21 protein-coding genes are annotated in these 25,560 nt (G+C 69.7%); 10 read left to right on the forward strand and 11 right to left on the reverse strand.

What is annotated here, in order from left to right; all coding sequences use genetic code 11:
• The first annotated feature begins 70 nt into the window (after positions 1-70).
• Complete coding sequence (locus tag IAI58_RS16385; RefSeq protein WP_237182108.1) at positions 71-934, forward strand: tetratricopeptide repeat protein; 864 nt, start codon at positions 71-73, stop codon at positions 932-934.
• A 4-nt stretch (positions 935-938) separates the two neighbouring features.
• On the opposite strand, the gene fzlA is transcribed toward IAI58_RS16385, so the two are convergent.
• From fzlA to IAI58_RS16405, 4 genes are all read right to left on the reverse strand, one after another.
• A complete protein-coding gene (gene fzlA, locus IAI58_RS16390; protein ID WP_207444808.1) occupies positions 939-1,607 on the reverse strand; it encodes an FtsZ-binding protein FzlA in 669 nt (222 codons plus the stop codon).
• A 117-nt stretch (positions 1,608-1,724) separates the two neighbouring features.
• Complete coding sequence (gene gltB / locus IAI58_RS16395) at positions 1,725-6,263, reverse strand: glutamate synthase large subunit (RefSeq protein WP_207444807.1); 4,539 nt, start codon at positions 6,261-6,263, stop codon at positions 1,725-1,727.
• A 14-nt stretch (positions 6,264-6,277) separates the two neighbouring features.
• Positions 6,278-7,720 carry an NAD(P)-dependent oxidoreductase gene (locus IAI58_RS16400; protein ID WP_207444806.1) on the reverse strand — a complete coding sequence of 481 codons (1,443 nt, stop codon included), beginning with the start codon at positions 7,718-7,720 and terminating at the stop codon, positions 6,278-6,280.
• A gap of 203 nt (positions 7,721-7,923) precedes the next feature.
• Positions 7,924-8,904, reverse strand: coding sequence for a complex I NDUFA9 subunit family protein (locus tag IAI58_RS16405; RefSeq protein WP_207444805.1), 981 nt, complete (start codon positions 8,902-8,904; stop codon positions 7,924-7,926).
• A 181-nt stretch (positions 8,905-9,085) separates the two neighbouring features.
• On the opposite strand from IAI58_RS16405, the gene IAI58_RS16410 reads away from it, so the two are divergent.
• Positions 9,086-9,658: a DUF1013 domain-containing protein gene (locus tag IAI58_RS16410; RefSeq protein ID WP_207444804.1), complete on the forward strand. Its 573-nt coding sequence runs from the start codon at positions 9,086-9,088 to the stop codon at positions 9,656-9,658.
• A gap of 87 nt (positions 9,659-9,745) precedes the next feature.
• On the opposite strand, the gene IAI58_RS16415 is transcribed toward IAI58_RS16410, so the two are convergent.
• Entirely contained in the window at positions 9,746-9,916 is a 171-nt protein-coding gene (locus tag IAI58_RS16415) for a YdcH family protein (RefSeq protein WP_207444803.1), read from the reverse strand.
• 237 nt (positions 9,917-10,153) lie between these two features.
• Here IAI58_RS16415 and IAI58_RS16420 point away from each other — a divergent pair, with 237 nt between their 5' ends.
• The 4 genes from IAI58_RS16420 to IAI58_RS16435 all read left to right on the forward strand — a co-directional run bounded on the left by IAI58_RS16420 (position 10,154) and on the right by IAI58_RS16435 (position 13,363).
• Positions 10,154-10,354 (forward strand): YdcH family protein, encoded by a 201-nt coding sequence (locus IAI58_RS16420; RefSeq protein WP_207444802.1) that lies wholly within the window; start codon positions 10,154-10,156, stop codon positions 10,352-10,354.
• Positions 10,355-10,447: 93 nt separating this feature from the next.
• Positions 10,448-10,951 carry a 5-(carboxyamino)imidazole ribonucleotide mutase gene (gene purE / locus IAI58_RS16425; protein WP_207444801.1) on the forward strand — a complete coding sequence of 168 codons (504 nt, stop codon included), beginning with the start codon at positions 10,448-10,450 and terminating at the stop codon, positions 10,949-10,951.
• Positions 10,948-12,078: a 5-(carboxyamino)imidazole ribonucleotide synthase gene (locus IAI58_RS16430; protein WP_207444800.1), complete on the forward strand. Its 1,131-nt coding sequence runs from the start codon at positions 10,948-10,950 to the stop codon at positions 12,076-12,078. The genes purE and IAI58_RS16430 overlap by 4 nt, the downstream gene beginning before the upstream one ends.
• Before the next feature lie 169 nt (positions 12,079-12,247).
• Entirely contained in the window at positions 12,248-13,363 is a 1,116-nt protein-coding gene (locus tag IAI58_RS16435) for an OmpA family protein (RefSeq protein ID WP_207444799.1), read from the forward strand.
• Positions 13,364-13,527: 164 nt separating this feature from the next.
• On the opposite strand, the gene IAI58_RS16440 is transcribed toward IAI58_RS16435, so the two are convergent.
• The 3 genes from IAI58_RS16440 to def form a co-directional block, all read right to left on the reverse strand.
• Positions 13,528-14,037, reverse strand: coding sequence for a hypothetical protein (locus tag IAI58_RS16440; RefSeq protein WP_237182107.1), 510 nt, complete (start codon positions 14,035-14,037; stop codon positions 13,528-13,530).
• A 184-nt stretch (positions 14,038-14,221) separates the two neighbouring features.
• Positions 14,222-14,809, reverse strand: coding sequence for a COQ9 family protein (locus IAI58_RS16445; RefSeq protein WP_237182106.1), 588 nt, complete (start codon positions 14,807-14,809; stop codon positions 14,222-14,224).
• Entirely contained in the window at positions 14,806-15,363 is a 558-nt protein-coding gene (def, locus tag IAI58_RS16450) for a peptide deformylase (RefSeq protein ID WP_207444797.1), read from the reverse strand. The genes IAI58_RS16445 and def overlap by 4 nt, the downstream gene beginning before the upstream one ends.
• Before the next feature lie 216 nt (positions 15,364-15,579).
• Here def and rpsU point away from each other — a divergent pair, with 216 nt between their 5' ends.
• From rpsU to IAI58_RS16465, 3 genes are all read left to right on the forward strand, one after another.
• Positions 15,580-15,783: a 30S ribosomal protein S21 gene (gene rpsU, locus IAI58_RS16455; RefSeq protein WP_007006360.1), complete on the forward strand. Its 204-nt coding sequence runs from the start codon at positions 15,580-15,582 to the stop codon at positions 15,781-15,783.
• 223 nt (positions 15,784-16,006) lie between these two features.
• Positions 16,007-17,134 carry an efflux RND transporter periplasmic adaptor subunit gene (locus tag IAI58_RS16460; protein WP_237182105.1) on the forward strand — a complete coding sequence of 376 codons (1,128 nt, stop codon included), beginning with the start codon at positions 16,007-16,009 and terminating at the stop codon, positions 17,132-17,134.
• 9 nt (positions 17,135-17,143) lie between these two features.
• Positions 17,144-20,233, forward strand: coding sequence for an efflux RND transporter permease subunit (locus IAI58_RS16465; RefSeq protein WP_207444796.1), 3,090 nt, complete (start codon positions 17,144-17,146; stop codon positions 20,231-20,233).
• Positions 20,234-20,281: 48 nt separating this feature from the next.
• Here IAI58_RS16465 and IAI58_RS16470 read toward each other — a convergent pair whose 3' ends face one another.
• Entirely contained in the window at positions 20,282-21,733 is a 1,452-nt protein-coding gene (locus IAI58_RS16470) for a DHA2 family efflux MFS transporter permease subunit (protein WP_237182880.1), read from the reverse strand.
• A gap of 50 nt (positions 21,734-21,783) precedes the next feature.
• Positions 21,784-23,208 (reverse strand): AMP-binding protein, encoded by a 1,425-nt coding sequence (locus IAI58_RS16475; RefSeq protein WP_207444795.1) that lies wholly within the window; start codon positions 23,206-23,208, stop codon positions 21,784-21,786.
• Between the two features lie 225 nt (positions 23,209-23,433).
• Between IAI58_RS16475 and ggt the strand changes: the two genes are divergently transcribed.
• Positions 23,434-25,125 carry a gamma-glutamyltransferase gene (ggt, locus tag IAI58_RS16480; RefSeq protein WP_207444794.1) on the forward strand — a complete coding sequence of 564 codons (1,692 nt, stop codon included), beginning with the start codon at positions 23,434-23,436 and terminating at the stop codon, positions 25,123-25,125.
• Positions 25,126-25,305: 180 nt separating this feature from the next.
• Here the strand turns inward: ggt and IAI58_RS16485 are convergent, their stop codons facing one another.
• Entirely contained in the window at positions 25,306-25,545 is a 240-nt protein-coding gene (locus IAI58_RS16485; RefSeq protein ID WP_207444793.1) for a hypothetical protein, read from the reverse strand.
• Between the last annotated feature and the right edge of the window lie 15 nt (positions 25,546-25,560).

A 25,560-nucleotide genomic window follows, 5' to 3' on the forward strand; every position in this document is an offset into this window, starting at 1 on the left:
CGCGGCACCTCGCTAGACTGGCCGGATGCGAGCCAACACGCAGTCACCCTGGCGCCGAATGGCCCTGGGCATGTCCTTCGCCGCCCTGCTCAGCATGACCACGGCCGGTACGCTGTTCTGGCTTCACTCCACCACCCCGACGGAAGCCGCAGAAATCCCGCCGGCCGCGCCGCCCGAAGCCGCCGCCGCGCCACAGCCCACCGTCCCAGAGGATGCCGGCCTGCCCCTGCCGCCCGAGCCACCGCGCCTGACTGACAGCCCGGAATACGACACCTGCCTGGCCCTGCTGCGGAGCGAGCCGGAGGATGCCCTCTCCATGGCCGAGGCCTGGGAGCAGCATGGTGGCGGCGAGGGCGCGCGCCATTGCACCGCCCTGGCCATGCTGGCGCTGGGGGAGCCGGAACGCGCCGCCGGGCGGCTGGAGCGGCTCGCCTCCGAATCCAAGGCGGGGCGGGTGGCGCGGGCAGCGGTTTATGCCCAGGCCGTGCAGGCCTGGACCATGGCCGGCCAGCCGGGCCGCGCCTATGCCGCCAGCACCCTGGCCCTGACCCTCTCGCCGGAAGACCCGGCGCTGCTGGTGGACCGGGCCCTGGCCGCCGCCAGCCTCAACCGCTACGGCGAGGCGCTGCTGGACCTGAACCACGCGCTGAAGCTGGAACCCGGGCGGACGGATACCCTGGTCTTCCGCGCCGCCGCCCTGCGGCACCTGGACCGGGTAGGCGAGGCGATGAGCGACGTGGAGGCCGCCCTGTCCCGCGACCCCGAACACCCGGAAGCCCTGCTTGAGCGCGGCATCCTGAAGCAGTTGCAGGGCGATACCGCGGGTGCCCGCGCCGACTGGCGGCGCGTGCTGGATTCGGCGCCCGACAGCGCGGCGGCTGATCTGGCGCGGCAGAACCTGGCGCTGAACGAGGCCGGCCCTCGCCGGCGCTGATCCTTCAGAAATCCAGGTCGGCGTAGTGCGGCGGCGGGTTCACGCCGCTGACACGGTCCGCCAGCAGCGGCCGGAAGCCCGGGCGCGACTTGATGCGGGCGTACCAGTCCTTCGCCGCGTCGTTCATCCCCCAGTCAACATCGCCGATATAGTCCAGCACCGAGAGATGCGCCGCCGCCGTCAGATCGGCCAGGGAGAGGAAGTTGCCCGCCAGCCAGAGCCGGGTCTCGGCCAGCCAGCCCAGGTAATCCAGGTGCGGCTTGAGGTTGGCATAGCCCGCGCGCAGCGCCGCCGCATCCGGGTTGCCGCGGCCCAGCAGGCGCTTCATCTGCTTCTCGTAGTAGAGGTTGACGGTCACCTCACGGGCGAATTTCCCGTCGAACCAGGCGACCAGCCGGCGCACCTCGGCGCGCTCGCCCAGCGTGCGGCCCAGCAGCGGTATCTCGGGATAGGCTTCGTCCAGATACTCGCAGACAGCATAGCTGTCGGCCAGGACCAGCCCGTTCTCCTCCGCCAGCACGGGCACGGTGCCGGCGGGGTTCATCTCCAGGAACTCCTCGCGCCGCTCCCACACCCGCTCCAGCCGCAGCTCGAAAGGAATGCGCTTCTCATTCAGCGCCAGACGGACCTTCCGGGCATAAGGGGACAGGGGCAGATGGTAGAGGATGCGCATGCGGTGTGCCGGAAGAGACAGGAAGGGCGGCGCTTATCGCATGAGCGCCGCCCCTCGCCTAGTTGATCCTCACGTCATCGTGAGTATTCGCGGGGATTGTTACGATCCCGCTCGGACTTATTCAGCCGCCAGAGCCAGCTCTTCCATGGGCTGCGGCAGGTAGCGCGCATATTCCTTCGGCACCACATGCCAGAAGTGGTCGCGCGCCACATGCCAGTCGTTCAGCAGCCGCGCCGCGAGGCGGGAGCCCGTCTCGGCCGCGTGCCGCGCCACCAGCTCCCGCAGCACGCCTTCCCAATGCGCGGAGGAGAGGCGGCGCCACAGCAGCGTGTCCGGGTTGACGCGGCGCTCGAAGGTGCCCTCGGCGTCGTAGACGAAGGCCTGGCCACCGGTGAAGCCGGCACCGAAGTTGTCGCCCACGCTGCCCAGAATGACGGCGATGCCGCCCGTCATGTACTCGCAGCCGTTGGAACCGCAGCCCTCCACCACCGTGGTGGCGCCGGAGTTGCGGACGGCGAAGCGCTCGCCCGCCTGGCCCGCCGCGAAGAGCTCGCCCGCCGTCGCGCCATAGAGGCAGGTATTGCCGATGATGGCGTTCTCGTTCCAGACCAGCGGCGAGGAAGGCGCCGGCCGCACCACGATGGTGCCGCCGGAGAGGCCCTTGCCCACATAATCGTTGGCGTCGCCCAGCACTTCCAGCTTCAGCCCGCGCACCGCGAAGGCACCGAGCGACTGGCCGGCGGAGCCGCGCAGCCGCACCGTCAGGTGGCCGGGCTGCAGCCCGCTCATGCCGAACTTGCGGGTGATCTTGCTGCTGATCTTGGTGCCGATGGCGCGGTGCGTGTTCCGGATGTTGTAGGCGAGCTGCATCTTCTCGCCCCGCTCGAAGAGCGAGGAGGCATCGCGGATCATGTCGGCATCCAGCGTCTCCGGCACCTCGTTGCGGCCCTCCAGCGTGCAGTGGCGCGCGAAGGGACCGGCATCCGCCTGAACCAGCAGCGGGTTGAGGTCGAGGTCGTCCAGATCCTCCGCGCCGCGAGAGACCTGCTTCAGCAGGTCGGTGCGGCCGATGATATCCTCCAGTTTGCGGAAGCCGAGTTCGGCAAGGATCTCGCGCACCTCCTCGGCGACGAAGGAGAAGAGGTTGATGACCTTCTCCGGCGTGCCGGTGAACTTCTTGCGCAGATCCTCGTCCTGCGAGCAGACGCCGACGGGGCAGGTATTGCTGTGGCACTGCCGTACCATGATGCAGCCCATGGCTACCAGCGACGCCGTGCCGATGCCGAATTCCTCGGCGCCCAGCATGGCCGCCATCACCACGTCCCGGCCGGTCTTGAGGCCGCCATCGGTGCGGAGCTTGATGCGGTGGCGCAGCCGGTTCAGCAGCAGCACCTGGTGGGATTCGGAGAGCCCCATCTCCCAGGGCAGGCCCGCATACTTGATGGAAGAGACCGGCGAGGCGCCCGTGCCGCCATTATGGCCGGAGACCAGGATGGCATCCGCCTTGGCCTTCGCGACACCCGCCGCGATGGTGCCGATGCCGGAGCGCGAGACCAGCTTCACGCAGACGGTGGCATCCGGATTGATCTGCTTCAGGTCATAGATGAGCTGCGCCAGATCCTCGATCGAATAGATGTCGTGATGCGGCGGCGGCGAGATCAGCATCACCCCCGGCGTCGCGTGCCGCAGCTTGGCGATCAGGCCGGTGACCTTGAAGCCGGGAAGCTGCCCGCCCTCGCCCGGCTTGGCGCCCTGGGCGACCTTGATCTCGATCTCACGGCAGTTGTTCAGGTATTCGGCGGTGACGCCGAAGCGGCCCGAGGCGATCTGCTTGATGGCGGAATTGGCGTTGTCGCCATTGGCGCGCGGGCGCGCGCGCTCCGGGTCCTCACCGCCCTCGCCGCTGTCGGAGCGTGCTCCGATGCGGTTCATGGCGATCGACAGCGTCTCATGCGCCTCGGGGCTCAGGGCACCGAGCGAGATGCCGGGCGCGATCAGGCGCTTGCGGATCTCGGTGATGCTCTCGACCTCCTCGATCGCGATGGGCGCGCGTCCTTCCATGCGGAAGTCCAGCAGGTCGCGCAGCGCCACCGGCGGCAGGCGGCGCACCGCGTCGGAATAGCGCTTGAAGGTCTGGTAGCTGTCCGTCTCCACCGCATGTTGCAGCAGATGGATCAGGCTGGCATCGAAGGCATGCGCCTCGCCACGCCGGCGCAGCTTGTAGAGGCCGCCCACCGGCAGCACGGTGGAATCCGCGCCCCAGCCCTTGCTATGCATCGCCAGCACGCGGCGGGCGATGCCGGAGAGGCCGATGCCGGAGATGCGGGACTGCGTGCCCGGGAAGAACTCCGCCACCAGCGCGCGCGAGAGCCCGATGGCCTCGAAATTCATGCCGCCGCGATAGGAGGACAGGACGGAGATGCCCATCTTGGACATCGTCTTCAGCAGGCCCTTATCGACCGCCTTGCGATAGCGCGCGACGCAATCCCGCAGCGACATCTGGCCGAAGAGGCCGCGGCGATGCCGGTCGGCGATGCTCTCCTGCGCCAGATAGGCATTCACGGTGGTGGCGCCCGCGCCGATCAGCACGGCGAAGTAATGGACGTCGACGCATTCGGCGACGCGCACATTCAGGCTGGTGAAGGTGCGGAGCGAATTCTTGACGAGATGCGTATGCACCGCGCCGACGGCCAGGATCATCGGGATCACCGCCCGCTCGGCGCTGGTCGCCTCGTCGGTCAGGATCACATGGGCGCAGCCGGAGCGCACGCCCTCCTCCGCCTCATGCCGGATGCGCTCGATGGCGCGGCGCAGCCCGGCCTCGCCCTCCTCCACGGGGAAGGTGCAGTCCACCGTGCAGGCGGTCGTGCCCATGTAGTCGCGCATCGCCGCGAATTCGGCATTCGACAGGACCGGGCTTTCCAGCTGCAGCATGTCGCACTGGCTCGGATCCTCGTCGAGGATATTGCCGAGATTGCCGAGGCGCGTCTTGATCGTCATCACCCGCGTCTCGCGCAGGCTGTCGATCGGCGGGTTGGTCACCTGCGCGAACATCTGGCGGAAGAAGTGGTGCAGGCCCCGGTAGTGCTGGGAGAGCACGGCCACGGGCGTATCGTCGCCCATCGAGCCCACCGGCTCCTGCGCCTCTTCCACCATCGGGTGCAGGATGGTCTCCAGATCCTCCATGGTATAGCCCATGGCGCGCTGGCGGCGCCGCAGCGCCTCGCTGTCCAGCAGCGGCGTCTCGTCCACGTCGTTGCGGACGATGCCGTCGATCTTGGTGGTGCGGCGCACCCAGTCGCCGAAGGGCTTGCGCGCGGCAAGCATGTCCTTGACCTGCTCGGCATCCAGGAAGCGCTGGTTGTCCAGGTCCACGGCGATGCTCTGCCCCGGGCCAAGGCGCCCCTTGGCCAGGATCTCATCCTCGCGCAGCTTCACCATGCCCGTCTCGGAGCCGACGATCAGCAACTTGTCGGAGGTGATGGTGTAGCGCATCGGGCGCAACCCGTTGCGGTCCAGCCCCGCCACCGCCCAGCGGCCATCGGTGGCCGCGATCGCCGCCGGCCCGTCCCAGGGCTCCATCACCGCATTGCAGTAGAGGAAGAGGTCCTGGTGCTCCCGTGGCATGGTGGCATTGCTGCCGATGCTCTCGGGGATCAGCATCGCCTTGGCCATCGGTGCGTCGCGGCCGCCACGCACCAGCAGCTCGAAGACGTTGTCCAGCGTGGCGGTATCGGAGCCGCCCGCCTGCACCACCGGCTTGATATCCTCCATGAAGGGGTCGAGCAGCGGATGGGAGAGCCGCGTCTCGTGGCTCTTCATCCAGTTGATGTTGCCGTGGACGGTGTTGATCTCGCCATTATGGGCCAGCATCCGGAAGGGCTGGGCCAGGCGCCAGGTCGGGAAGGTATTGGTGGAATAGCGTTGGTGATAGATGGCGAAGCGGCTGACGAAGCGCTCGTCCTTCAGGTCCGGGTAGAAGTCCGTCAGGTTCTCCGCCAGGAACATGCCCTTGTAGATGACCGAGCGGCCGGAGAGGCTGCACAGATACAGTTCCGGCACCTGGGCCATGATGGCCTGCTTCTCGATCCGGCGGCGGATGACGTACATGTCCCGCTCGCAGGTCGCGGCATCGCGCTGCTCGGGGTCCCAGATCAGGATCTGCTCGATCTCGGGCCGGGTCGCATTGGCCTTCTCACCGATGCAGGAGACATCGATCGGCACCTGCCGCCAGCCATAGATATTGTAGCCGGCATTCAGGATCTCGGTCTCGACGATCTGGCGGCAGCGCTCCTGCGCGCCCAGGTCGGTCTTGGGCATGAAGATCATGCCGACGGCGATGCGCCCCGGGCGCAACCGGTCACCGCCGCGCTCCACCACCTCCGCGAAGAAGTCCTGCGGGATCTCGATATGGATGCCGGCGCCGTCGCCCGTCTTGCCGTCGGCATCCACGGCGCCGCGGTGCCAGACCGCCTTCAGCGCGTCGATGCCGGCCTGCACCACGTCGCGGCGCGGCCTGCCATCCAGTGCCGCGACCAGCCCGACGCCGCAGGCATCATGCTCGGTCACATCGATATGCGCGGCGCCGCTCAGCAGCGCGGCGTTGCGGGTGAAGCGCTCGGCGAAGGCCGCGCCGGATTCATTCACTTCGGTCATGGCGCTTTCCCCTCTTACTCGGCCGCCAGGGCGTGGGTCACGGGACGCCCCGTCACGTATTTCTCGATCTGGTCCGCCACATCGCGCCCATCGCGGATGCCCCAGACCACCAGGGAAGCGCCGCGCACGATATCGCCGGCGGCGAAGACACCCGGCAGGTTCGTCATCATGGTGCGGCGGTCCACCCGCACCGTGCCCCAGCGGGAGACGGCCAGCGCCGGCTCGTCGAACATCGCCGGCAGGTCTTCGGGGTCGAAGCCCAGGGCCTTGATGACGAGATCGGCGGGCTCGGTGAACTCGCTGCCGGGGATGCGCTCCACCTGCTGGCGGCCGGTGGCATCCGGCAGGCCCAGATGCATCTTCACGGCGCGCACGCCCGTCACCTGGCCGGCCTCGCCAAGGAAGCCCTCGGGCGCCGAGAGCCAGGCGAAGCGCACGCCCTCCTCCTCGGCATTGGCCACCTCGCGCATCGAGCCCGGCATATTGGCCTTGTCGCGGCGGTAGAGGCAGGTGACGTCGGTGGCGCCCTGGCGGATGGCGGTGCGGACGCAGTCCATGGCGGTATCGCCGCCGCCGATCACCACCACCTTCTTGCCCGCCGCGTTCAGCGCGCCGCTGGCGAATTCCGGCACATCGTCGCCCAGCCCCTCGCGGTTGGAGGCGGTCAGGTAGTCCAGCGCCGGCACGACGCCGCCGAGATCGGCACCCGCGACGCCGATGTCACGGGCCTTGTAGACGCCGGTGGCGATCAGCACGGCGTCATGCTTCGCCCGCAACTGCTCCAGCGTGATGTCCTGGCCGACACGGCAGTTCAACACGAAGCGGATGCCGCCCTGCTCGTACTGGGCCTGCCGGCGCAGCACCACCTCCTTCTCCAGCTTGAAGTTGGGGATGCCGTAGATCATCAGCCCGCCGACGCGGTCATACCGGTCATAGACCGTGACCTTCCAGCCGCGCAGCCGCAGCCGCTCGGCCGCCGCCAGCCCCGCCGGGCCGGCGCCGATGATGCCGACGGAATGATCGACCTCCCGCGCCGGCGTCGGCGGCTTCACCCAGCCCATGTCCCAGGCGGTGTCGGTGATGTAGCGCTCCACCGCGCCGATGGTGACGCTCTCGAAGCCCTTCTCGATGACGCAGTTGCCTTCGCAGAGACGGTCCTGCGGGCAGACGCGGCCGCAGATCTCCGGGAAGGTGTTGGTGGCGGCCGCGACCTCGTAGGCTTCTTCCAGCCGCCCCTCGGCGGTCAGCTTCAGCCAGTCCGGGATGTTATTGTTCAGCGGGCAATGCACGGAGCAGAAGGGCACGCCGCACTGGCTGCAGCGGCTGGCCTGGGCGCTGGCCCGCTCAGTCGTGAAGCGGTGATAGATCTCGCCGAAATCAGTGCGTCGCTCGGCCGCGCCGCGCTTGTCCGGCGTCTGTTGGGACAGGCGCACGAATTGCAGCATGCGTTCGGCCATGGCGAAGGCTCCCGGGGGCAGGCAGAAAAATCAGTTCTGTTCAGGGTCCGGCAGGGCGGGCGGCAGGGCGAGCCAGTCCAGCGGGCGGGCTTTCACGGCCCGGCCGCAGGATAAGCACGGCTAAACAGGTGGTTCCAGCATTTTCTCGCCGTTACGTCAGGCAAGCTTACCTAAAAAACGCAATTTGCTGCGGCCGCGAAAAGTCATTTCTGCTGAACGCCTGGATATACGTCCGAACCGGACTTAGTATCCAGGGCCGGGTTCCGCCGCCCACCGCCCTTGCGGAAAGTGGCGAGATACGAAGGCACCACGGCCTCCATCGCCTTGGGCGTGATCCCCAGGTCCTGCAGCCCCGGCGCGCCGGCCGAGACCACGTTGTCCCGCCCCAACTGCGCCAGCTGGTCGGTGGTCAGCGGCCCGCCGGGCAGATGCGCCATCAGCCGCACCAGCCAGTCCGGCATGTCCACCAGCCGCTTGCGACGGCCCGTCGCATCCAGCACCAGCGCCATCAATTCGTGGAAGCTGGCCACCCGCGGCCCGCCCAGTTCATAGGTGCGGCCCTCAGCGGCATCGCTGGCCAGGGCCGCCAGCACGGCATCCGCCACATCGCCGACATAGACGGGCTGGAAGCGAGTCCTGCCGCGGATCACCGGCATGAAGGGCAGCAACTGCGCCATGGCGGCGAAGCGATTGAAGAACTGGTCGTCCGGCCCGAAGACGATGGAAGGCCGCAGGATGGTCGCGCGCGGGAAGGCCGCCCGCAGCGCAGCCTCACCCGCCGCCTTGCTGCGGGCATATTCGCTGGGGCTGTCCGGGTCGGCGCCAATGGCGGAGACATGCACCATGCGCCAGACCCCGGCGGCGGCGGCGGCCTGGCCGATCCGCCCTGGCAGCTCTCCCTGCAGCCGGCGGAAATCGCCTCGCTTCCGCTCGGCCAGGATGCCGACCAGGTTGACCACCACATCGGCCTCGGCCACCGCGCGGGCCAGGGCGGCATCCTGGTGCAGGTCGGCGGCCAGCGGCACCACCTGCCCCACCTTGCCCGCCGTCATCAGCACGCGCATCGCATCCGGGTTCCGGCCGACCACGCGCACCACATAGTCCAGCCGTGCCAGCCGCTGCACCACCTGCCGGCCGATGAAGCCGGCCCCGCCGAACACGGTGGCGAGTTTGCGCGTGACCATGATCCGAACCTCCCGATGGGTGTTGTGGGACGATATGGGCCTCCCGCATAACGCGCCAGCGCTCCCACCGCCCTTGCAACCTTTGACCCTCTCCCTCCCCCTCTCTATATGCAGGGTCACAACGTAACGTGCTTCGGGGGCGGTTCGCGCACCCGCCCACTCCGACCCGATAAGGTTTCCGATGACCCTGCCGCTGATGCCGAAGGCCACCGCCGTGTGGCTCATCGAGAAGACGTCCCTCTCCTTCGAGCAGATCGCCGACTTCGTCGGCATGCATCCGCTCGAGGTCCAGGCGATCGCCGATGGCGAGGTGGCGCAGGGTATCGTGGGCTACGACCCCGTGCAGAACGGCCAGCTGACGCGGGAGGAAATCCAGCGCTGCGAGGCCGATAAGAGCGCCCGCCTGCGCCTGCTGCCCACCGCCCTGCCGCCGGTGAAGGGGCGCGGCAAGGGCGCCCGCTACACTCCGGTCTCCAAGCGCAACGACCGCCCGGACGCCATCGCCTTCCTGCTGCGGAACTTCCCGCAACTGACCGAGGCGCAGATCAGCAAGCTGCTGGGCACCACCAAGGACACCATCGCCAAGGTGCGCGACCGCACCCACTGGAACAGCGCCAACATCAAGCCGCGCGACCCCGTGATCCTGGGCCTTTGCAGCCAGGGCGACCTGAACGCGGCCGTCATCGCCGCGGGCGGCAACCCAGCCGTCACCCCGGCCCAGCTTGAGGAAGGCGAGGACGCCCCCTCCCCCTGAGACCGGAGCCGGCACCCCCGTTTGCCGGGCATAAGAAACCCCGCGACGCCGAGAGCGTCGCGGGGCGTGAGGAAGGCGGTCAGCCCCTCAGCGTGCGGCGCGCAGCCGCTCCATCTCTTCCTTCAGGCGCAGCTTCTCGCGTTTGAGGCGCGTCAGCGTGCTGGGATCGGGTGCCGGACGAGCGCCTTCGGCGGCAATCTGCCGGTCCAGACTCGCATGGCGGTCCTGCAGGCTATTGAGGCGGGGCTGGTGCGTCATGACTACGCTGTGTCCTCCACGCTTGTGATCGGGCCCCCGGTGGGCGCCGCATCCCGGCCGCCTTTTCGGCGGTGGCTTGGGGAGCCGACGCTCCCGGGGGGCGCAGCGGCGCCGCAACCCTGCCCCGCGTCGCAACATGTGCGGCGGCGGCGACAGGCCGCTGTGCGGCCGCGCGCCCGCATGATATGGCGTCATTCTCCTCCGATGCGACTCCTAACCGCCGAGTAATGACGCCTGATGCTGGCCGACCGAGACAGCCTTCTTCGCCGTCTGCATGAGCTTCGCAGCGAGCATCGCGACCTGGACACTGTCATTGCGCGCATCGGGGACGGTCCGACGGACCAGCTCCAGCTGCAGCGGCTGAAGAAGCGTAAACTGAAATTGAAGGACGAGATCACCTGGCTGGAAAGCCGCCTCGTCCCCGATATCATCGCCTGAGACCGGTTCCGGCCACGCGCCGGGACATTCCCGCTGGACATTCCGGGCCGGGCGCGGCACAGCCGCCGCCTCGAACAACCCCTTGTCCGCAGGATGTCGCGCGTGACCGACAACATCCCCGCGCCGCTGGTCGGCATCATCATGGGCAGCCGCTCGGACTGGGAAACGATGCGCCACGCGTCGGAGACGCTGGAGAAGCTCGGCATCCCGCATGAGTGCAAGGTGGTCTCGGCCCATCGCACGCCGCAGCGCATGTATGATTATGCCCAGGGCGCGGCGCCGCGCGGGCTGCGCGTCATCATCGCCGGTGCCGGCGGGGCCGCGCATCTGCCGGGCATGACAGCTTCCCTCACGCGCCTGCCGGTGCTGGGCGTTCCGGTCGAGAGCCACGCGCTGAAGGGCATGGACAGCCTGCTCTCCATCGCCCAGATGCCGGCCGGCATTCCGGTCGGCACCCTGGCCATCGGCCGGGCCGGTGCGGTGAACGCGGCGCTGCTCGCCGCCGCCATGCTGGCCACCACCGATGCCGCCCTGGCCCTTCGGCTGGAGCGCTTCCGTGAACAGCAGAGCGAGGCCGTGGCGGAGACGCCGGAATGAGCGAGACCCGCTTTCCGCTGCCGCCCAATGCCACCATCGGCATCCTCGGCGGCGGCCAGCTCGGCCGCATGTCCGCCCTGGCGGCCGCAGAACTGGGCTACCGCTGCCATATCTACGCGCCGCAGGATGACGAGCCGGCCATGCTTGTCTCCGCCGCCCGCACGGTGGCGGGCTACGAGGACGAGGCAGCGCTGGCCGCCTTCGCCGCCGCCGTCGATGTGGTGACGCTGGAATTCGAGAACGTCCCGGTCCGCACGCTGGAGATCCTGGCCCCGCTGGTGCCCTGCCGCCCCGGGCCCAGGGCCCTGTCCGTCTGCCAGGACCGGCTGCAGGAGAAAGCCTTCCTCGAATCGGCGGGGGTGCCGGTCGCCCCCTGGGCCGTCGTGACCAGCGAACCGGAATTGCGGGAGGCCGTGGCGCGCATCGGCCTGCCGGCGGTGCTGAAGACCACCCGCCTGGGCTATGATGGCCGCGGCCAGGCCGTGCTGCGGACCCAGGAGGATCTGGCCCCGGCCTGGGAGCGGCTGTCACCCAAGCCGCTGATCCTGGAAGCCTTCGTGCCCTTCACCCAGGAGATTTCCGCCATCGCCGCGCGCGGCGCCGATGGTGCCACGGCGGTCTATGACGCGGTGGAGAACCAGCACCGTCATCATATCCTCGACCTCTCCTTCGCCCCGGCCCGCGTGCCGGAGGAGGTCGCGGCCCAGGCCCGCGCCCATGCCGCCCGCGTGGCGGAGGCGCTGGAGCTGGTGGGCGTGCTGGCGGTGGAGTTCTTCCTGCTGCCGGATGGCCGGCTGCTGGGCAATGAGATCGCCCCTCGCCCGCATAATTCCGGGCACTGGACGCAGGATGCCTGCCAGTCCAGCCAGTTCCACCAGCATATGCGCGCCGTGGCCGGCCTGCCGCTGGGCGGAACGGCGCGGCATTCGGACGCCGTGATGCGGAATCTCGTGGGCCCCGAGGGCATGGCGCGGGTGTCCGCGCTCCAGGCCCAGAGTGATGTTTCCGTGCATCTATACGGCAAGGCCTCTGCCCGGCCGGGTCGCAAAATGGGCCATGCGAACCGGCTTTTCCCCTTGGGTACACTAGGGAAAGAAGCTGTGGCGGAAGCGCTCTCGGAACTGTGATCTAAATGCCCCACTCCACCTGTGGCACCTCGGCCACAGTGAGCGGAAAACACCACAGGGTATACTGCACTGCCCCGGAATGAATGCTACCTCTTCTCCACGCCGCGCGGAATCCATTCGGATCGCTTGCGCGCTGCGAACGCCTCTGTGTGGATCGAGGAGAGAATAGATGAACTTCAAGAAGGCGCTTCTGGCAGCCACGGTCATGGCTCTGCCTCTCGCCGCGCAGGCCCAGCCGATCAACGGCGTCTATCTGGGCGCCGGCGCCGGCTACAACTACATGCAGAATGCGGACATCACGGCCAAGGGCGGTGTGTTCTCCGCCGGTCCGTCCGACACCCTCAGCAACATGAACGGCAAGTTCGATGATGGCTGGGGCGGCGTTCTGTCCATCGGTTATGGCTTCGGCAACGGCCTGCGCGCCGAGATCGAAGGCAACTACCGTGAGAACGACACGCGCAAGCTGACCAACAACGGCGTCGACCTGCCGGGCATCAGCGGCCGCGTCCGCAACTACGGCGTCATGGTCAACGCCCTGTATGACTTCAACATGAACTGGCCCGTGACGCCGTACCTCGGCGCCGGTGTCGGTTACGCCTGGACCAAGTATGACTCGGTCGGCAGCCGCTTCTTCACCCCCACGGGCCTGGGTCGCGCGGTCAGCACGAACGACACGGACGGCAACTTCGCCTACCAGGGCATCGCCGGCCTGGCCTTCCCGATCGCCGCGGTTCCCGGCCTCTCGATCACGGCCGAGTATCGCTTCTTCGCGACCCTCGACCCCGAAATGGATCTCGTGACCCGCTCGGGCAACGGCCCCGTGCGTCGCGTGAAGTTCGAGACCGAGAACTTCAACCACTCCGCCTTCATCGGCGTGCGCTACGCCTTCAACACGCCGCGTCCGGTCGCTCCGGCCCCGGTGGCGCCGGTCGCTCCGGCCGTCGCTCCGGCCCCGGCCCGCACCTACCTGGTGTTCTTCGACTGGGATCGCGCTGATCTGACGGCCCGTGCCCGCCAGATCATCGCCGAGGCCGCCCAGGCCGCCAGCCGCGTGCAGGCCACCCGGATCGAAGTGTCCGGCCACACCGACAGCTCCGGCTCGCCGCAGTACAACCAGCGCCTGTCCCAGCGCCGCGCCGACGCCGTCGCCGCCGAGCTGGTCCGCCTGGGCGTGCAGCGTTCGGAGATCACGATCCGCGCCTATGGCGAGAGCCAGCCGCTGGTCGCCACGGCCGACGGTGTGCGCGAGCCGCAGAACCGCCGCGTCGAGATCGTCCTGCGCTAATCTGGCAGCCGGGCGGTTCGCCGCCCGGCAACAGGTCGAGAGACTTTGGGAAGGGGCGCCGCGAGGCGCCCCTTTTCCGTTCGCCACGCAGGCCCGGCCAAAGATGCGGGCATGAAAAAGGGCGCCTCGCGGCGCCCTTTGATCTTGCTTGGTGGCCGGCTGGCTTAGCGGGTGACCGTCCGGGCCCGGCTGGCCTGCCGGGCCGGCGCCGCCTTGCTGGCGGGCGCAGAAGCCACGACCGTGGTGCAGGTATCCAGCGTATAGGGGATCACCACGTTGTTCTGGCTCGATACCGAGGCCAGCGTCGCCACTCCGGCCTGCTGCGGTGACATCGCCTGCGTGAACAGCGGCGCCACGTTCTGGCAGAAGAAGGAACCCTGGTCGATGCCGTCCTGGGACTGGGCATTGGCCAGATGGGTCATGAAGACATCCAGCTGCTTCTGCCCCTGGGCATTGCCATGCACGCGCTTGAAATGCGCCGTCACGGATTTGTAGACCTCGCCCAGGTCACGCTGGTAGCGCCTGACGAAGGCGTTGTACTGGTCGCTCTTGTTGCAGGCCAGCGCGGCGACCATCAACTGGCTCTGCAGGGCGCGGACCTCCATGGCGGTGCGCTCGGCCGGCTGCAGGCAGCTGTCGGCCAGCACGGGCGTGGCAACCATCGCGGCGGTCAAGCCCGCAGCCAGAACGCGAACAAACTTCATCGCGGCCGAAATCCCTCTGAGGTTGCGGGCGAAAGCGGAACTCACTCTCCCGTGCTCGCTTCTACACTACTTGCGCAGGGCTTGCGAAGGGGTCACGCGCAGCCGGAAAATTCCATGAGTGGAGTGGCTTGCAGGCACTTGCCAAGATCAGGCTTCAACTTCGCTTCGCCGGCCGCCCCTGCCAGCGCGCCAGATCCTCCAGCCGCCGGTCCAGGAAAGACAGACTCTCCTCCAACCCCGGCGCCGGCTCGCGTAGCCAATAGGCCAGGGTCGTCGTGTGGATAGCCGCCAGGGTGAGCCGGCGGCTATGGCGGGAGAAGCCGGAAGAGGTATCGCCCGCTGCCTGCCACATGGCATCGGCAGTGCGGGCGGCGCAACGCCCGGCGGCGGCGGCATTCCAGGGGAGGGCCAGCAGCGCCACGGCGCGCCGCTCGGCCTCACGCCAAGGCGTCATCCAGAGAAGCCGGGCGGCGATCAGGGCACGGATGCGCGCGGGCGTCCGCAGTGCCTCCAGCGGCCCGGCCGTCACCACCATCTCGCGGTCGGCCAGGTCGCTCCAGGCCTCGACCATCCCGACAGGGCCGCGCGGGAAGAGCCATTCGGCGGCCTCAGGCGGCTCGCCCAGGTCGGCCAGCCCGGCGCGCAGGGCGGAGACGGTCCATCCCCGCGCCGGCACATGCGGCAGCATGGCGCGCAGGGCGGCGTCACGCGCGGGGCTCCGCTCCGGCACGGCGGTCATCATGTGCCCTGCTGGCCCGCGTCGGGCTGGCCCCTGGTGGCTTGGCCGGTGCGGATGGCGGCCTCGCCGCCGGCGGCGCGGGCCAGTTCATCGGTGAAGCCGAAGAGGCTGAAATCCCGCACGCGCATCGTATAGAGCACGCCGTCCAGATGGTCGTTCTCATGCTGCATCACGCGGGCCAGCAGGCCCTCGGCCTCGCCTTCCACCGGCTCGCCATCCAGGTCCAGGCCGCGGAAGGCGACGCGCTCCGCCCGCGGCACGCTGGCGCGCAGCCCGGGGATGGAGAGGCAGCCTTCCCAACCCAGCGAATCGGGCGGGTCCAGGAGGACGATCTCGGGGTTGATCAGCGCCGCCACATCGTCGCCGTTGCGCCAGACAAAGAGGCGCAGCGGCACATGCACCTGCGGCGCTGCAAGGCCCAGGCCTCCGGCGTCCAGCATGGTCTCGGCCATGTCGAGGATCAGCCGGCGGATCTCCGGACTCGTGGGGTTCTGTACGGGTTCGGCGCGGCGAAGCAGGACCGGGTGGCCCATGCGGGCGATTTTCAGGATGGCCATGGGGCACCGATCTGGCTGGTGATGGGAAAGAGAGTCTGTCCCCAAAGAAATGGTTGCGCCAGCCATGCGGGGAAGGGCTTTTCCTTCCTGGGGTGCCCGTGCTAACACGGCGCGCTTGCACGGACCCGGCAGGAGCCGGATGCCCGTGCTGTTCGCTTTTCACTTCACCCGGCATTCATCGGCTGCCGGACCCAGGCAAAGAGGATACCGCACAGCGTGCAGGTCGTCGTTCGGGATAACAATATCGATCAGGCCCTGAAGGCCCTCAAGAAGAAGCTGCAGCGTGAAGGCGTCTTCCGTGAGATGAAGCTGCGCCGGCACTATGAGAAGCCGTCTGAGCGTCGTGCCCGTGAGGCCGCCGAAGCGGTCCGCCGCGCCCGCAAGGTTGAGCGCAAGCGCCTGGAGCGCGAGGGCTTCTGATCCCTCTCCGCCGGGCTTTGCCTCCGGCGGACTGAACTGCCGATGACCGCGGGGCGGGCCTTCATGGCCCGCTCACCGCGGTTTCGTCATGTTTGCACCTCACCCGGCCCAGCCGCTCCCTGACGGGCGGCTTCCGCCGGGTCCGGGCCAGATTCTCGCGAAATTGTTACGGAATGTAACACCGCCTATGCCGTTGCGCAGGTGGGCCTTAATGCCGTGGTGCATGAAGGCATCGCGCGCGTCGATCTCCATGCTGGCTGGCCTGATCGGCGCCAGCCTGTTCCTGCCCCCCGGCCGTCTGCTGGCTCAGAATGGGGGGCAGCAGGGCCTCCCGGTGGTGACCAGCCCCGCCTCCCGCGGCCCCATGCCGCTGGAGATCGCCGCCAATGGCAATGTGGTCGCTGAGTCCGTCGTCAACGTGCGAAGCCGTGTCGATGGCCAGATCCGGGAAGTGCATGCCCAGGAAGGCCAGCGCGTGAAGCGCGGCCAGCCGCTCTTCACCCTCGATACCCGCATGGCCGAGGCGCAGCTGGCACAGCAGGAAGCCCAGCTGGCGCGGGACCGCGCCCTGGCCGCCCGCGCCCGCGCCGACGCCACCCGCTATGCCTCCCTGCGCGGGGAGGGCTTCGCCGCCACTCAACGCTACGAGCAGGCCCAGGCCGATGCCGCCTCCGCCGATGCCAATGTGAAGGCGACCGAGGCGCTGATCGCCCAGACCCGCCTGACCATCGACTACGCCACCATCCGCGCCGAGGCCGATGGCCGCCTGGGTGCCCTGCCGGTGGATGCCGGCAACCTCGTGCGCAGCAGCGAGGGCACGGTGCTGGCCACCATCACCCAGATGGACCCGATCCAGGTGCAGTTCTCGGTGCCCGAGCGATGGCTGCCCGAGATCAGGGATGCCATGGCCTCCGGCACCCCCACCGTCACCGCCCGCGCGCCCGGCGACCACCACGGGCCGGCCGAGGGCAACCTGACCTTCGTGGACAGCCAGGTGGATACCACCTCCGGCACGGTGCAGCTCAAGGCGCGCTTCGCCAATGCCGAGAACCAGCTCTGGCCCGGCCAGTATGTGAATGTGGTGCTGGTGCCGCGGGTCGAGCCGCAGGCGCTCAGCGTGCCCGTGCAGGCCGTGCAGACCGGCAGCCAGGGCCGCTATGTCTATGTGGTGGACCATGAAGGCCGCGCGCGCCGCAAATCGGTGGAGCTGAGGCGCGTCGTCAGCGGCCGCGCCGTGCTGGAAGCCGAGATCAACGCCGGCGACAAGGTCGTGATCGAGGGCGCCCAGCTTCTGACCGATGGCGCCCGCGTTAATGAGCGGACGCCCCCCGCCAACCGGCCGCAGAGCTGAGCCCCGTCCATGCACCTCTCGGAATTCTGCATCCGCCGCCCGGTCATGACCGGGCTGCTGGCCGTGGCGGCCGTGCTGGGCGGAATCGTTGCCTATTTCCAGATGCCGGTCGCAGCCATCCCGCGCGTCGATTTCCCCGTCATCTCCGTCTCCGCCACCTTCCCCGGCGCCAGCCCGGAGACCATGGCGAATTCGGTGGCACTGCCGCTGGAGCGGGAATTCTCGACCATCGCCGGCATCGACCAGATGAGCTCGATCAGCGGCCAGGGCACCTTGCAGCTCACGCTGCAATTCGTGCTGGGCCGCAATATCGACGCGGCGGCGCTGGATGTGCAGTCGGCCCTCAGCCGCGCGCAGCGGCGCCTGCCCTCGGAGATGACGAACCCGCCCAGCTTCCGCAAATCCAACCCGGCCGACGCGCCGGTGGTGCTGCTGAACCTGCGCGGCGGCGACGTGCCGCTCTACCGGCTGAACGAGGTCGCCTCGGTCATCGTCGCCCCTGCCCTCTCCCGCATTCCCGGCGTGGCGCAGGTCCTGACCTTCGGCGAGCAGAAATACGCCGTGCGCGTGCAGCTGGACCCCGAGCGGGTGGCCGCCATGGGCTTCGGCTTCGATGAGGCGCAGCGCGCCATCGCCGCCGCCAACGGCAATACCCCCGTGGGCACGCTGGACGGTCCGCGCCAGCAGCTGACGCTGCGCGCCAACGACCAGTTGCAGGACGCCGCCGAATTCGGCCGCCTCGTCATCGGCGGCCGCCCCAATGCGCCCATCCGCGTGCAGGACGTGGCGCGGGTGGAGGACGGGGTGGAGGACAACCGCCGCGCCGCCTGGATGAATGGCACCCGCGGGCTGACGCTCGCCGTGCAGCGCCAGCCCGATGCCAATACGGTCGAGGTGGTGGATGCCGTGAAGGCCGCGCTCCCCGGCCTTGCCGCGGCCCTCCCCCCGGGCGCAGAGCTGACGGTCATGCTGGACCGCTCCGTCTCCATCCGGGATGCGGTGCATGACGTGCAGCACCACCTGATGATCGCCATCGGGCTGGTGGTGCTGGTCATCTTCCTGTTCCTGCGGAAGCTCTCGGCCACCATCATCCCGGGCGTCGCCGTGCCCATCTCGCTGGCCGGCACCTTCGGCGTCATGCACGCCATGGGCTACGGCATCGATAACATCACCATGCTCGGCCTGACGCTCGCCGTCGGCCTGGTGGTGGACGATGCCATCGTGATGCTGGAGGCCATTGTCCGGCATATGGAGGAAGGGATGAAGCCCATGGCCGCCGCCATCCGCGGCGCCAGGGAAGTCGGCTTCACCATCATCTCCATCACCCTCTCGCTGATCGCGGTCTTCCTGCCCATCCTGATGATGGGCGGCGTGGTGGGCCGTGTCTTCAACGCCTTCGCCGCCACCGTCAGCCTGGCCGTCATCTGCTCCTGCATCGTCTCCCTGACCCTGACGCCGCTGATGGCCAGCCGCCTGCCCGCCCATAGCAAGCCCGGCCGCTTCGACGCGGCGCTGGAGCGCGGCTTCCGCGCGGTGGAACGGGGCTATACTTGGCTGCTCGACCTGTCGCTGCGCTTCCGCGCCGTGGTCTGGCTGGCCTTCCTCGCCTCCATCGGGCTGTCCGTCTGGCTGGCCATCACCATCCCCAAGGGCTTCTTCCCGATCGAGGATACCGGCCTCGTCAGCGTCTCCACCGAGGGGCCGCAGGATTCCTCCTTCGACGACATGAGCGTCCGGCAGGCCCATGTGGCGGAGATCCTGCGCCGGCACCCGGCGGTGGAGATGGTGAATTCCTCGCTCGGCGTCGGCGGCGGCACCCAGGCCATCAACCAGGGCCGCATGTTCGTGCAGCTGAAGCCCCGGGCCGAGCGCCCGCCGGTGACGGAGGTGTTGCAGCAGATGCGCCGGCAGACCGCCGGCATCCCGGGCATGCGGGTCTTCATCAACCCGATCCAGAACCTGAACTTCGGCGCCCGCCAGTCCCGCACCCTCTACCAGTACACCCTGCAGGGCCTGCGGGCCGACGAGCTCTATGCCTGGGCGGAGCGCATGTCCGCCTCCCTGCGGGGCCTGCCGGAGCTGCAGGACGTGAATACCGACCTGCAACTCAACGCGCCCATCCTCTCCGTCAATGTGGACCGCGACCGCGCGGCCTCCCTGGGCGTGTCGGTGGATCAGGTGCGGCAGGCGCTCTATTCCGCCTTCGGCGCGCGGCAGATCAGCACCATCTTCGGCGCCTCGGACAGCTATTCCGTCATCCTGGAAGCCCTGCCGCGCGACCAGCAGGATGAGAGCGGGCTCTCCAAGATCTATCTCCGCAGCAGCTCGGGCCGGCTGGTGCCGCTGGCCGGCATCGCCACCATCAGCCGCACGGTCGGCCCGCTGACGGTGAACCACCAGGGCCAGCTGCCCTCCGTGACCATCGGCTTCAACACCGCCCCCGGCGTGGCGCTGGGCGGTGCCACCAATGCCATCGCGCGGATGGAACGTGAGCTGGGCCTGCCGCCGACCATCGTCTCCGGCTATGCCGGCACGGCGCAGATCTTCCAGCAGGCGCTGGCCGGCCAGGGCATGCTGCTGCTGGCGGCGGTGCTGATCGTCTATGTCGTGCTGGGGGTGCTGTACGAATCCCTGGTGCACCCGCTCACCATCCTCTCCGGCCTGCCGGCGGCGACGGTGGGCGCCCTGGCGACGCTCTGGCTCTTCGACCTCGACCTCTCCGTCATCGCCGTGATTGGCGTGCTGCTGCTGATCGGGCTGGTGAAGAAGAACGCCATCATGGTCGTGGATGTGGCGCTGGAGCGGCAGCGCGCGGGCGACGACCCGCTGACGGCCGTGCGCATGGCCAGCATCATCCGCTTCCGCCCGATCATGATGACCACCCTGGCGGCCGCCGCCGGCATCGTGCCGATCGCCGCCGGCTGGGGCACGGCGGCCGAGCTGCGGCAGCCGCTGGGCCTGGCGGTGCTGGGTGGCCTCGCCGTTTCCCAGGCACTGACGCTCTTCGTGACGCCGGTGCTCTTCCTGGCCTTCGAGGGTCTCTCCCGCCGCCTCACCCGCCGGGCCCCGGCGGATGAGGCGGTGGCGCCGGCCGAGTAGCGCCGGCCGGACGGCCGCGGCCCGGGGCGCCCTGCCGGGCGGGGTGCCTCAGATTCCGCGCCGCCGCCCGGTCACAATACCCTCGCCAGCCTCCGGCGGCAGGCGCCAGCACAGGGGGGCGGAGAGTGCCATCAGCAGCGCGCCCATCAGGAAGCCGGCGCTGAAATCGGGCATCGCCGGCGACTCCCGCCCCGCCACGGATACGCTGACCTGCACCACCGCCGCCGCCACCGCCACGCCCAGCGCGCTGGAGAGCTGCTGGGCCGTGCCATAGAAGCTGGTGGCCGCCGAAAGCTTGGGCTGCGGCACATCGGCATAGGCCAGGGTATTGGTGGTGGTGAAATGGAGGCTGCGGAACAGCCCGCCCACCAGCAGCACCACGAAGATCGCCGCCATCGGCCAGCCCGGCCGGAAGGCGGCGCAGAGCGCCACGGCCGACGCGGCCAGCAGCGCGTTCCAGATCAGCACATTGCGGAAGCCGAACCAGCGCAGCGCGGTCTGCGCCATCGGCTTCATGACGAAGGCGCCCAGCGCCGTGCCGAAGCTGACCATGCCGCTCTGCGAGGCAGAGGCGCCGAAGCCAAGCTGCAGCGAAAGCGGCACCAGGAAGGGCACCATGCCCGCGCCGATGCGGAAGAATGTGCCCGCCACGGTCGTGACATGGAAACCGGGGATGGAGAACAGCGAGAAGTCCAGCGCCGGGTTGCGCACCCGCAGGCAATGCCGCACCGCCATCACCGTCAGCACCGCACCCAGCGTCAGCATGCCGACGGGGATGCCCGGCGGCACCAGCCCGCGCCCCAGCGTCTCGAAGGCGAACATCAGGCAGGCCAGGGCGGTGCCCACCAGCGCCAGCCCCGGCACGTCCGGCGGTGGCGGCCGGATGCTCGGCAGCCGCGGGATGATGCGCCAGACCAGCACCAGTCCCAGCAACCCCACAGGCAGGTTGATCCAGAAGACCGCGCGCCAGGACACCAGGTCCGTCAGGAAGCCCCCCAGCGGCGGGCCCATCACCGGCCCCAGCAGCGCGGGCATGGACAGCCAGGTGGTGGCGGTCAGCAGCTCGTCCTTCCTCACCCGCCGCAGCAGCAGCAGCCGGCCCACCGGCACCATCATGGCGCCGCCCAGCCCCTGCAGCACCCGCGCCGCCACCATCTCCGCCAGCCCCTGCGATAATCCGCAGAGCGCGGAGGCGATGGTGAAGGTGGTGATCGCCGCCATGAAGACCTGCTTCGCGCCGAAGCGGTCGGCCATCCAGCCGCTGAGGGGGATGAAGACGGTCAGCGCCACCAGGTAGGAGGTGATGGCGACGCCCATCACCAGCGGGTCCTCCCCCAGGTCCCGCGCCATGGCCGGCAAGGCGGTGGCCACCACCGTGCTGTCCAGGTTCTGCATGAACAGCGCGCTGGCGACGATGGCCGCCACCACGCGGGCATCAGGGTTCCGCGCGGCGGGGGGCGCGGAAATCGCGGGCGGGGGAGGCTCGGTTTCCTGGGACACGGGTTACGCCTCCGTCTGGCCGGGGGCCACGGGGGGTATCCCTGCCCGTCTCATGCCTCGGCGGCGGGCATCAGGGCCAGCGCGGCGGCGGCCTCGGCCGGCGCTTCCGGCAGTTGCTCCACCATCACGATCCGGTCCGGGCAGCAGGGCGCGGCCAGGGCCTCGCGGCAGGCCGCCAGCAATATGCCTTCCTCGGCCGGCGCATCCGCCACCGGGCGGATGAAGGCCACCAGCAGCCCGGCCGGAGTGCCGACCGCCAGCGCCTCCTCGACCCCCGGCTGACGGGCCAGGAAGCGCGCCACCGCAGCGGGCGAGACCACCATGCCGTCCCGGCGGAAGGCGCCATCCGCGCGTGGCCCGGTCAGTTGGAAGGACTCGCCAGCCAGGGCGGCAGGCAGGCCGGTATCCAGGAAGCCATCGGCCGTCAGTGCCTCTCCCCCCCCGCAATAGCCGGCCAGCAGGCTGGGCGCCCGGATGGCCAGCGCCTCTCCCTCCAGCCGCAGGCTGGCGGGATGGACAGGGCGGAAGCCCGCCTCCTCGCGCAGGGCGAAAAGGCCCTGGGTCTCGGCACTGCCCCAGATCTCGCGCAGCGGCAGGCCGGGCGCCTCCACCGGGCCGGCGGCGCCGGCGAAGGTCAGGGCCGCATAGGGCCGCCGCGCCACCATCCCGCCCAGGGCCGCCAGATCAGCCGGCCCGGCCAGCAGATGCGTGGCGCCATGTGCCCGTGCCAGGGAATCGGTGGCCGTGGCACCGGCCTCTTCCTGGCAGAGCAGGCGGGCGCCGGCGGAAAGGGCGGCCAGGGCGGCGGCCAGCGCATCGGGGCTGGCGAGGGAAAGGGCGGGCAGTACGGCGGAAGCCTCATCCAGCCCCAGCGCCGTGGCCACCGCCCGGCCATGGCCGGTCACGCTGCCCTGGCGGTGCAGTGCCAGCCGCGCCTCTCCCGCCGGCAGCGCCAAGCAGACGGCCTCGGGGGTGGCCTCCACCGCCTCGCGCTCAGGCATGGCGTCCAGGCTCTTCCAGGGCAGCACCGGCAGGCCGGCCAGGGTCGCGGTGCCGCCGGCATCCAGCCCGATCACGCAGCGCAACGGCGCCCGCGCCAGCTCCAGGCCCGCGGACAGGCGCTTCGGCAACTGCCCCCCGCCATCCCAGCTGACCGCCACGGCGGCGGCGCGGGCGCGGGAGAGCAGCGTCGCCAGATCCTCCACGCCGCAGCGGGGGTCGAGCGGCACGGCGGTGGCGCCCAGCCGCGCCAGGGCCAGCAGCAGCACCATGAATTCGGGTCGGTTCGGCAGCAGCAGCGCCACCCGGTCCCCGGGCCCGATGCCCTGCCGCGCCAGGCCTTCCGCCACCCGCCGCGCCTGGGCGGCGAAGGCGGCGCGGCTCAGGGGCGGCCGGCTGAGCGAGACCAGCGCGGCGGCCTCGGGCCGCTCCGCCGCCAGGCGCTCCAGCAGGCCGGGCAGGGTGTCGGCGCTCATCGCCCGCCACCCATGGGCGCCCGTGTCATCCGCCAATGGATCTTGCCGCTGCCCTGCCGCACCTGTCGTCGCCCCCGATGGAATCCGTTGCCGCCCTGTCTCTGCCGCAGTTGCGCGCCGAGCGCCAGCCGGGCGCAGCCGCTTTTCCGCCTCCGTAGCGGCTGGACAATCCCGGCGGGGGGCGGGAACTTCACCGCGAGCGACATGATTGAGGGGTTACGCATCATGACCAGCTGGACCGACCGCGCGGGCAGCCTCTTCACCTGTGAGAAGCAGCCGGCCCAGGGCAGCAAGGGCATGGTGGTGACCAACCACCCCGTCGCCTCCGCCGCCGGGGCCGAGATGCTGCTGGCCGGCGGCAATGCCATCGACGCCGCCATCGCCGCCCTTTTCACCCTGACGGTGGTGGAGCCGATGATGGTGGGGCCGCTGGGCGGCGGCGTCGCCCATATCCGGTTGGCCGATGGTCGGCACCTCGTGCTGGACGGGCTTTCCACTGCCCCCGCCGCCGCGCGGGGGGACATGTACCGCACCGTCAGCGACACCCTGCCCGATTACCAGGAGACGGTGGGGCGCGAGAACAACCTCGGCCCGCTGGCCATGGCCGTACCCGGCGCGCTGGCCGGGTGGTGCAAGGCCCTGGCCGAGCACGGCACGATGCCCCTGGCCGATGTGCTGCGCCCGGCCATCCACGCCGCCGCCGAGGGCTTCCGCGTCACCGACTACCTCGCCGGCGCCATCGGTGACGGCGCGGCGGATCTGGCGCGCGACCCCGGCCTTGCCGCCACCTTCCTGCCGGGCGGCGACATCCCCGCCGTCGGCAGCCGGCTGCGGCAGCCGGCGCTGGCGGAATCCCTGGCGCTGATCGCGGCGGAAGGCCCCAGGGCGCTCTATGGCGGCCAGATCGGCCGGGCGCTGGCGGCGCATATGGCGGCCAGCGGCGGGCTGATCACCATGGCCGATCTGGAGGCCTTCGAGGTGATCGAGCGGCAGCCGGTGCGCGGCACCTATCGCGGCTTCGAGGTACTGGCCCCGCCGCCGCCCTCCTCCTCCGGCGTGCATATGACGCAGATGCTGAATGTGCTGGAGGGCTTCGACCTCGCCCGCATGGGCTTCGGCAGCGCCGAGACCGTCCACCTGCTGGCCGAGGCGCTGAAGCTGGCCTTCGCCGACCGCGCCGTCGCCACCGCCGACCCCGCCTTCGTGAAGGTGCCGGTGGAGAGGCTGACCTCCAAGGACTATGCCGAGGAGCGGCGCGCCCTGCTGCGGATGGATCTGGCGCAGGACTGGACGCCGGGCATCCCGCCGGCCGAATCGGCCAATACCACCCATGTCACGGTGGCGGACGCGCTGGGCAACATCGTCGCCACCACCCAGACCATCAACAGCCTCTTCGGCGCACGCTTCAGCATCCCCGGCACCGGGCTGATCGCGAACAACTATATGTTCAACTTCGACCCGCACCCGGACCGGGCGCTTTCCGTCGCGCCGGGCAAGCGGGTCTTCACCTCCATGGCGCCTTCCATCGTGCTGAAGGATGACAAGCCCGCCTTCGCGCTGGGCTTGCCGGGGGGCCTGCGGATCTTCGGCTCGGCCATGCAGGCTATCATCAACCTGATCGACCATGGCATGTCGCTACAGGAAGCGGTGGAGGCGCCACGCATCTGGACCCAGGGCCATACGCTGGAGCTGGAACCGGCGATCTCCGCCGAGGCCGAGGCGGGGCTCGCCGCGCGTGGCCATGTGGCCGTGCGGCCGAAACATATCGGCGGCGGCATGGGCGCCGTCCGCTTCCTGCCCGGCGGGATGCTGGAGGGGGCTGCCTGCTGGCGGGCGGACGGCACGCCGGTCGGCATCGCCGGTGGGCTGGCGCGTCCGGGCATCCGCTTCAACCCGGAGGTCGGGCGCCGCCGCTAGAGCGGCTTCCGTCCACCCCGGCTCACCTCAATCGCTCCAGACTTTATTCTGGCGAGAATCGCCACCCGATCAGGCCATTCCACCTGATCGGGACCTGCCCTGGGGCGCCCCCTCCCGCCGGAAACAGAAAAGGCCGCCCTTCCAGGCGGCCTTGCTCATGTCAGCAGGCTGACAAAAGCCTCAGGGGCAGTCGCAACCGTCAGTCGGGCCGGTCGCACCCCGCACGAGATGGTGGTCAATCCATTCCGAGACGAGCCGCCGTGCCTCGTTCACCGAGGCTTCCGGGTGGTGGATGCGATATAGCGCCGTGCAGGCCCGGAAGGACGAGAGGTCGTCATTCCCGGTCTCACGCAACTCACGATAGGCCGTCACCACTGCCCGTTCGCACCGGCGCGTGATGTGGCTGAAGTCGTTGCCCATCCACTCATCTCCTGC

Origin of the sequence: Roseomonas marmotae, from assembly GCF_017654485.1 — a bacterium.
In the GTDB taxonomy this organism is placed as follows: Bacteria; Pseudomonadota; Alphaproteobacteria; order Acetobacterales; family Acetobacteraceae; genus Pseudoroseomonas; species Pseudoroseomonas marmotae.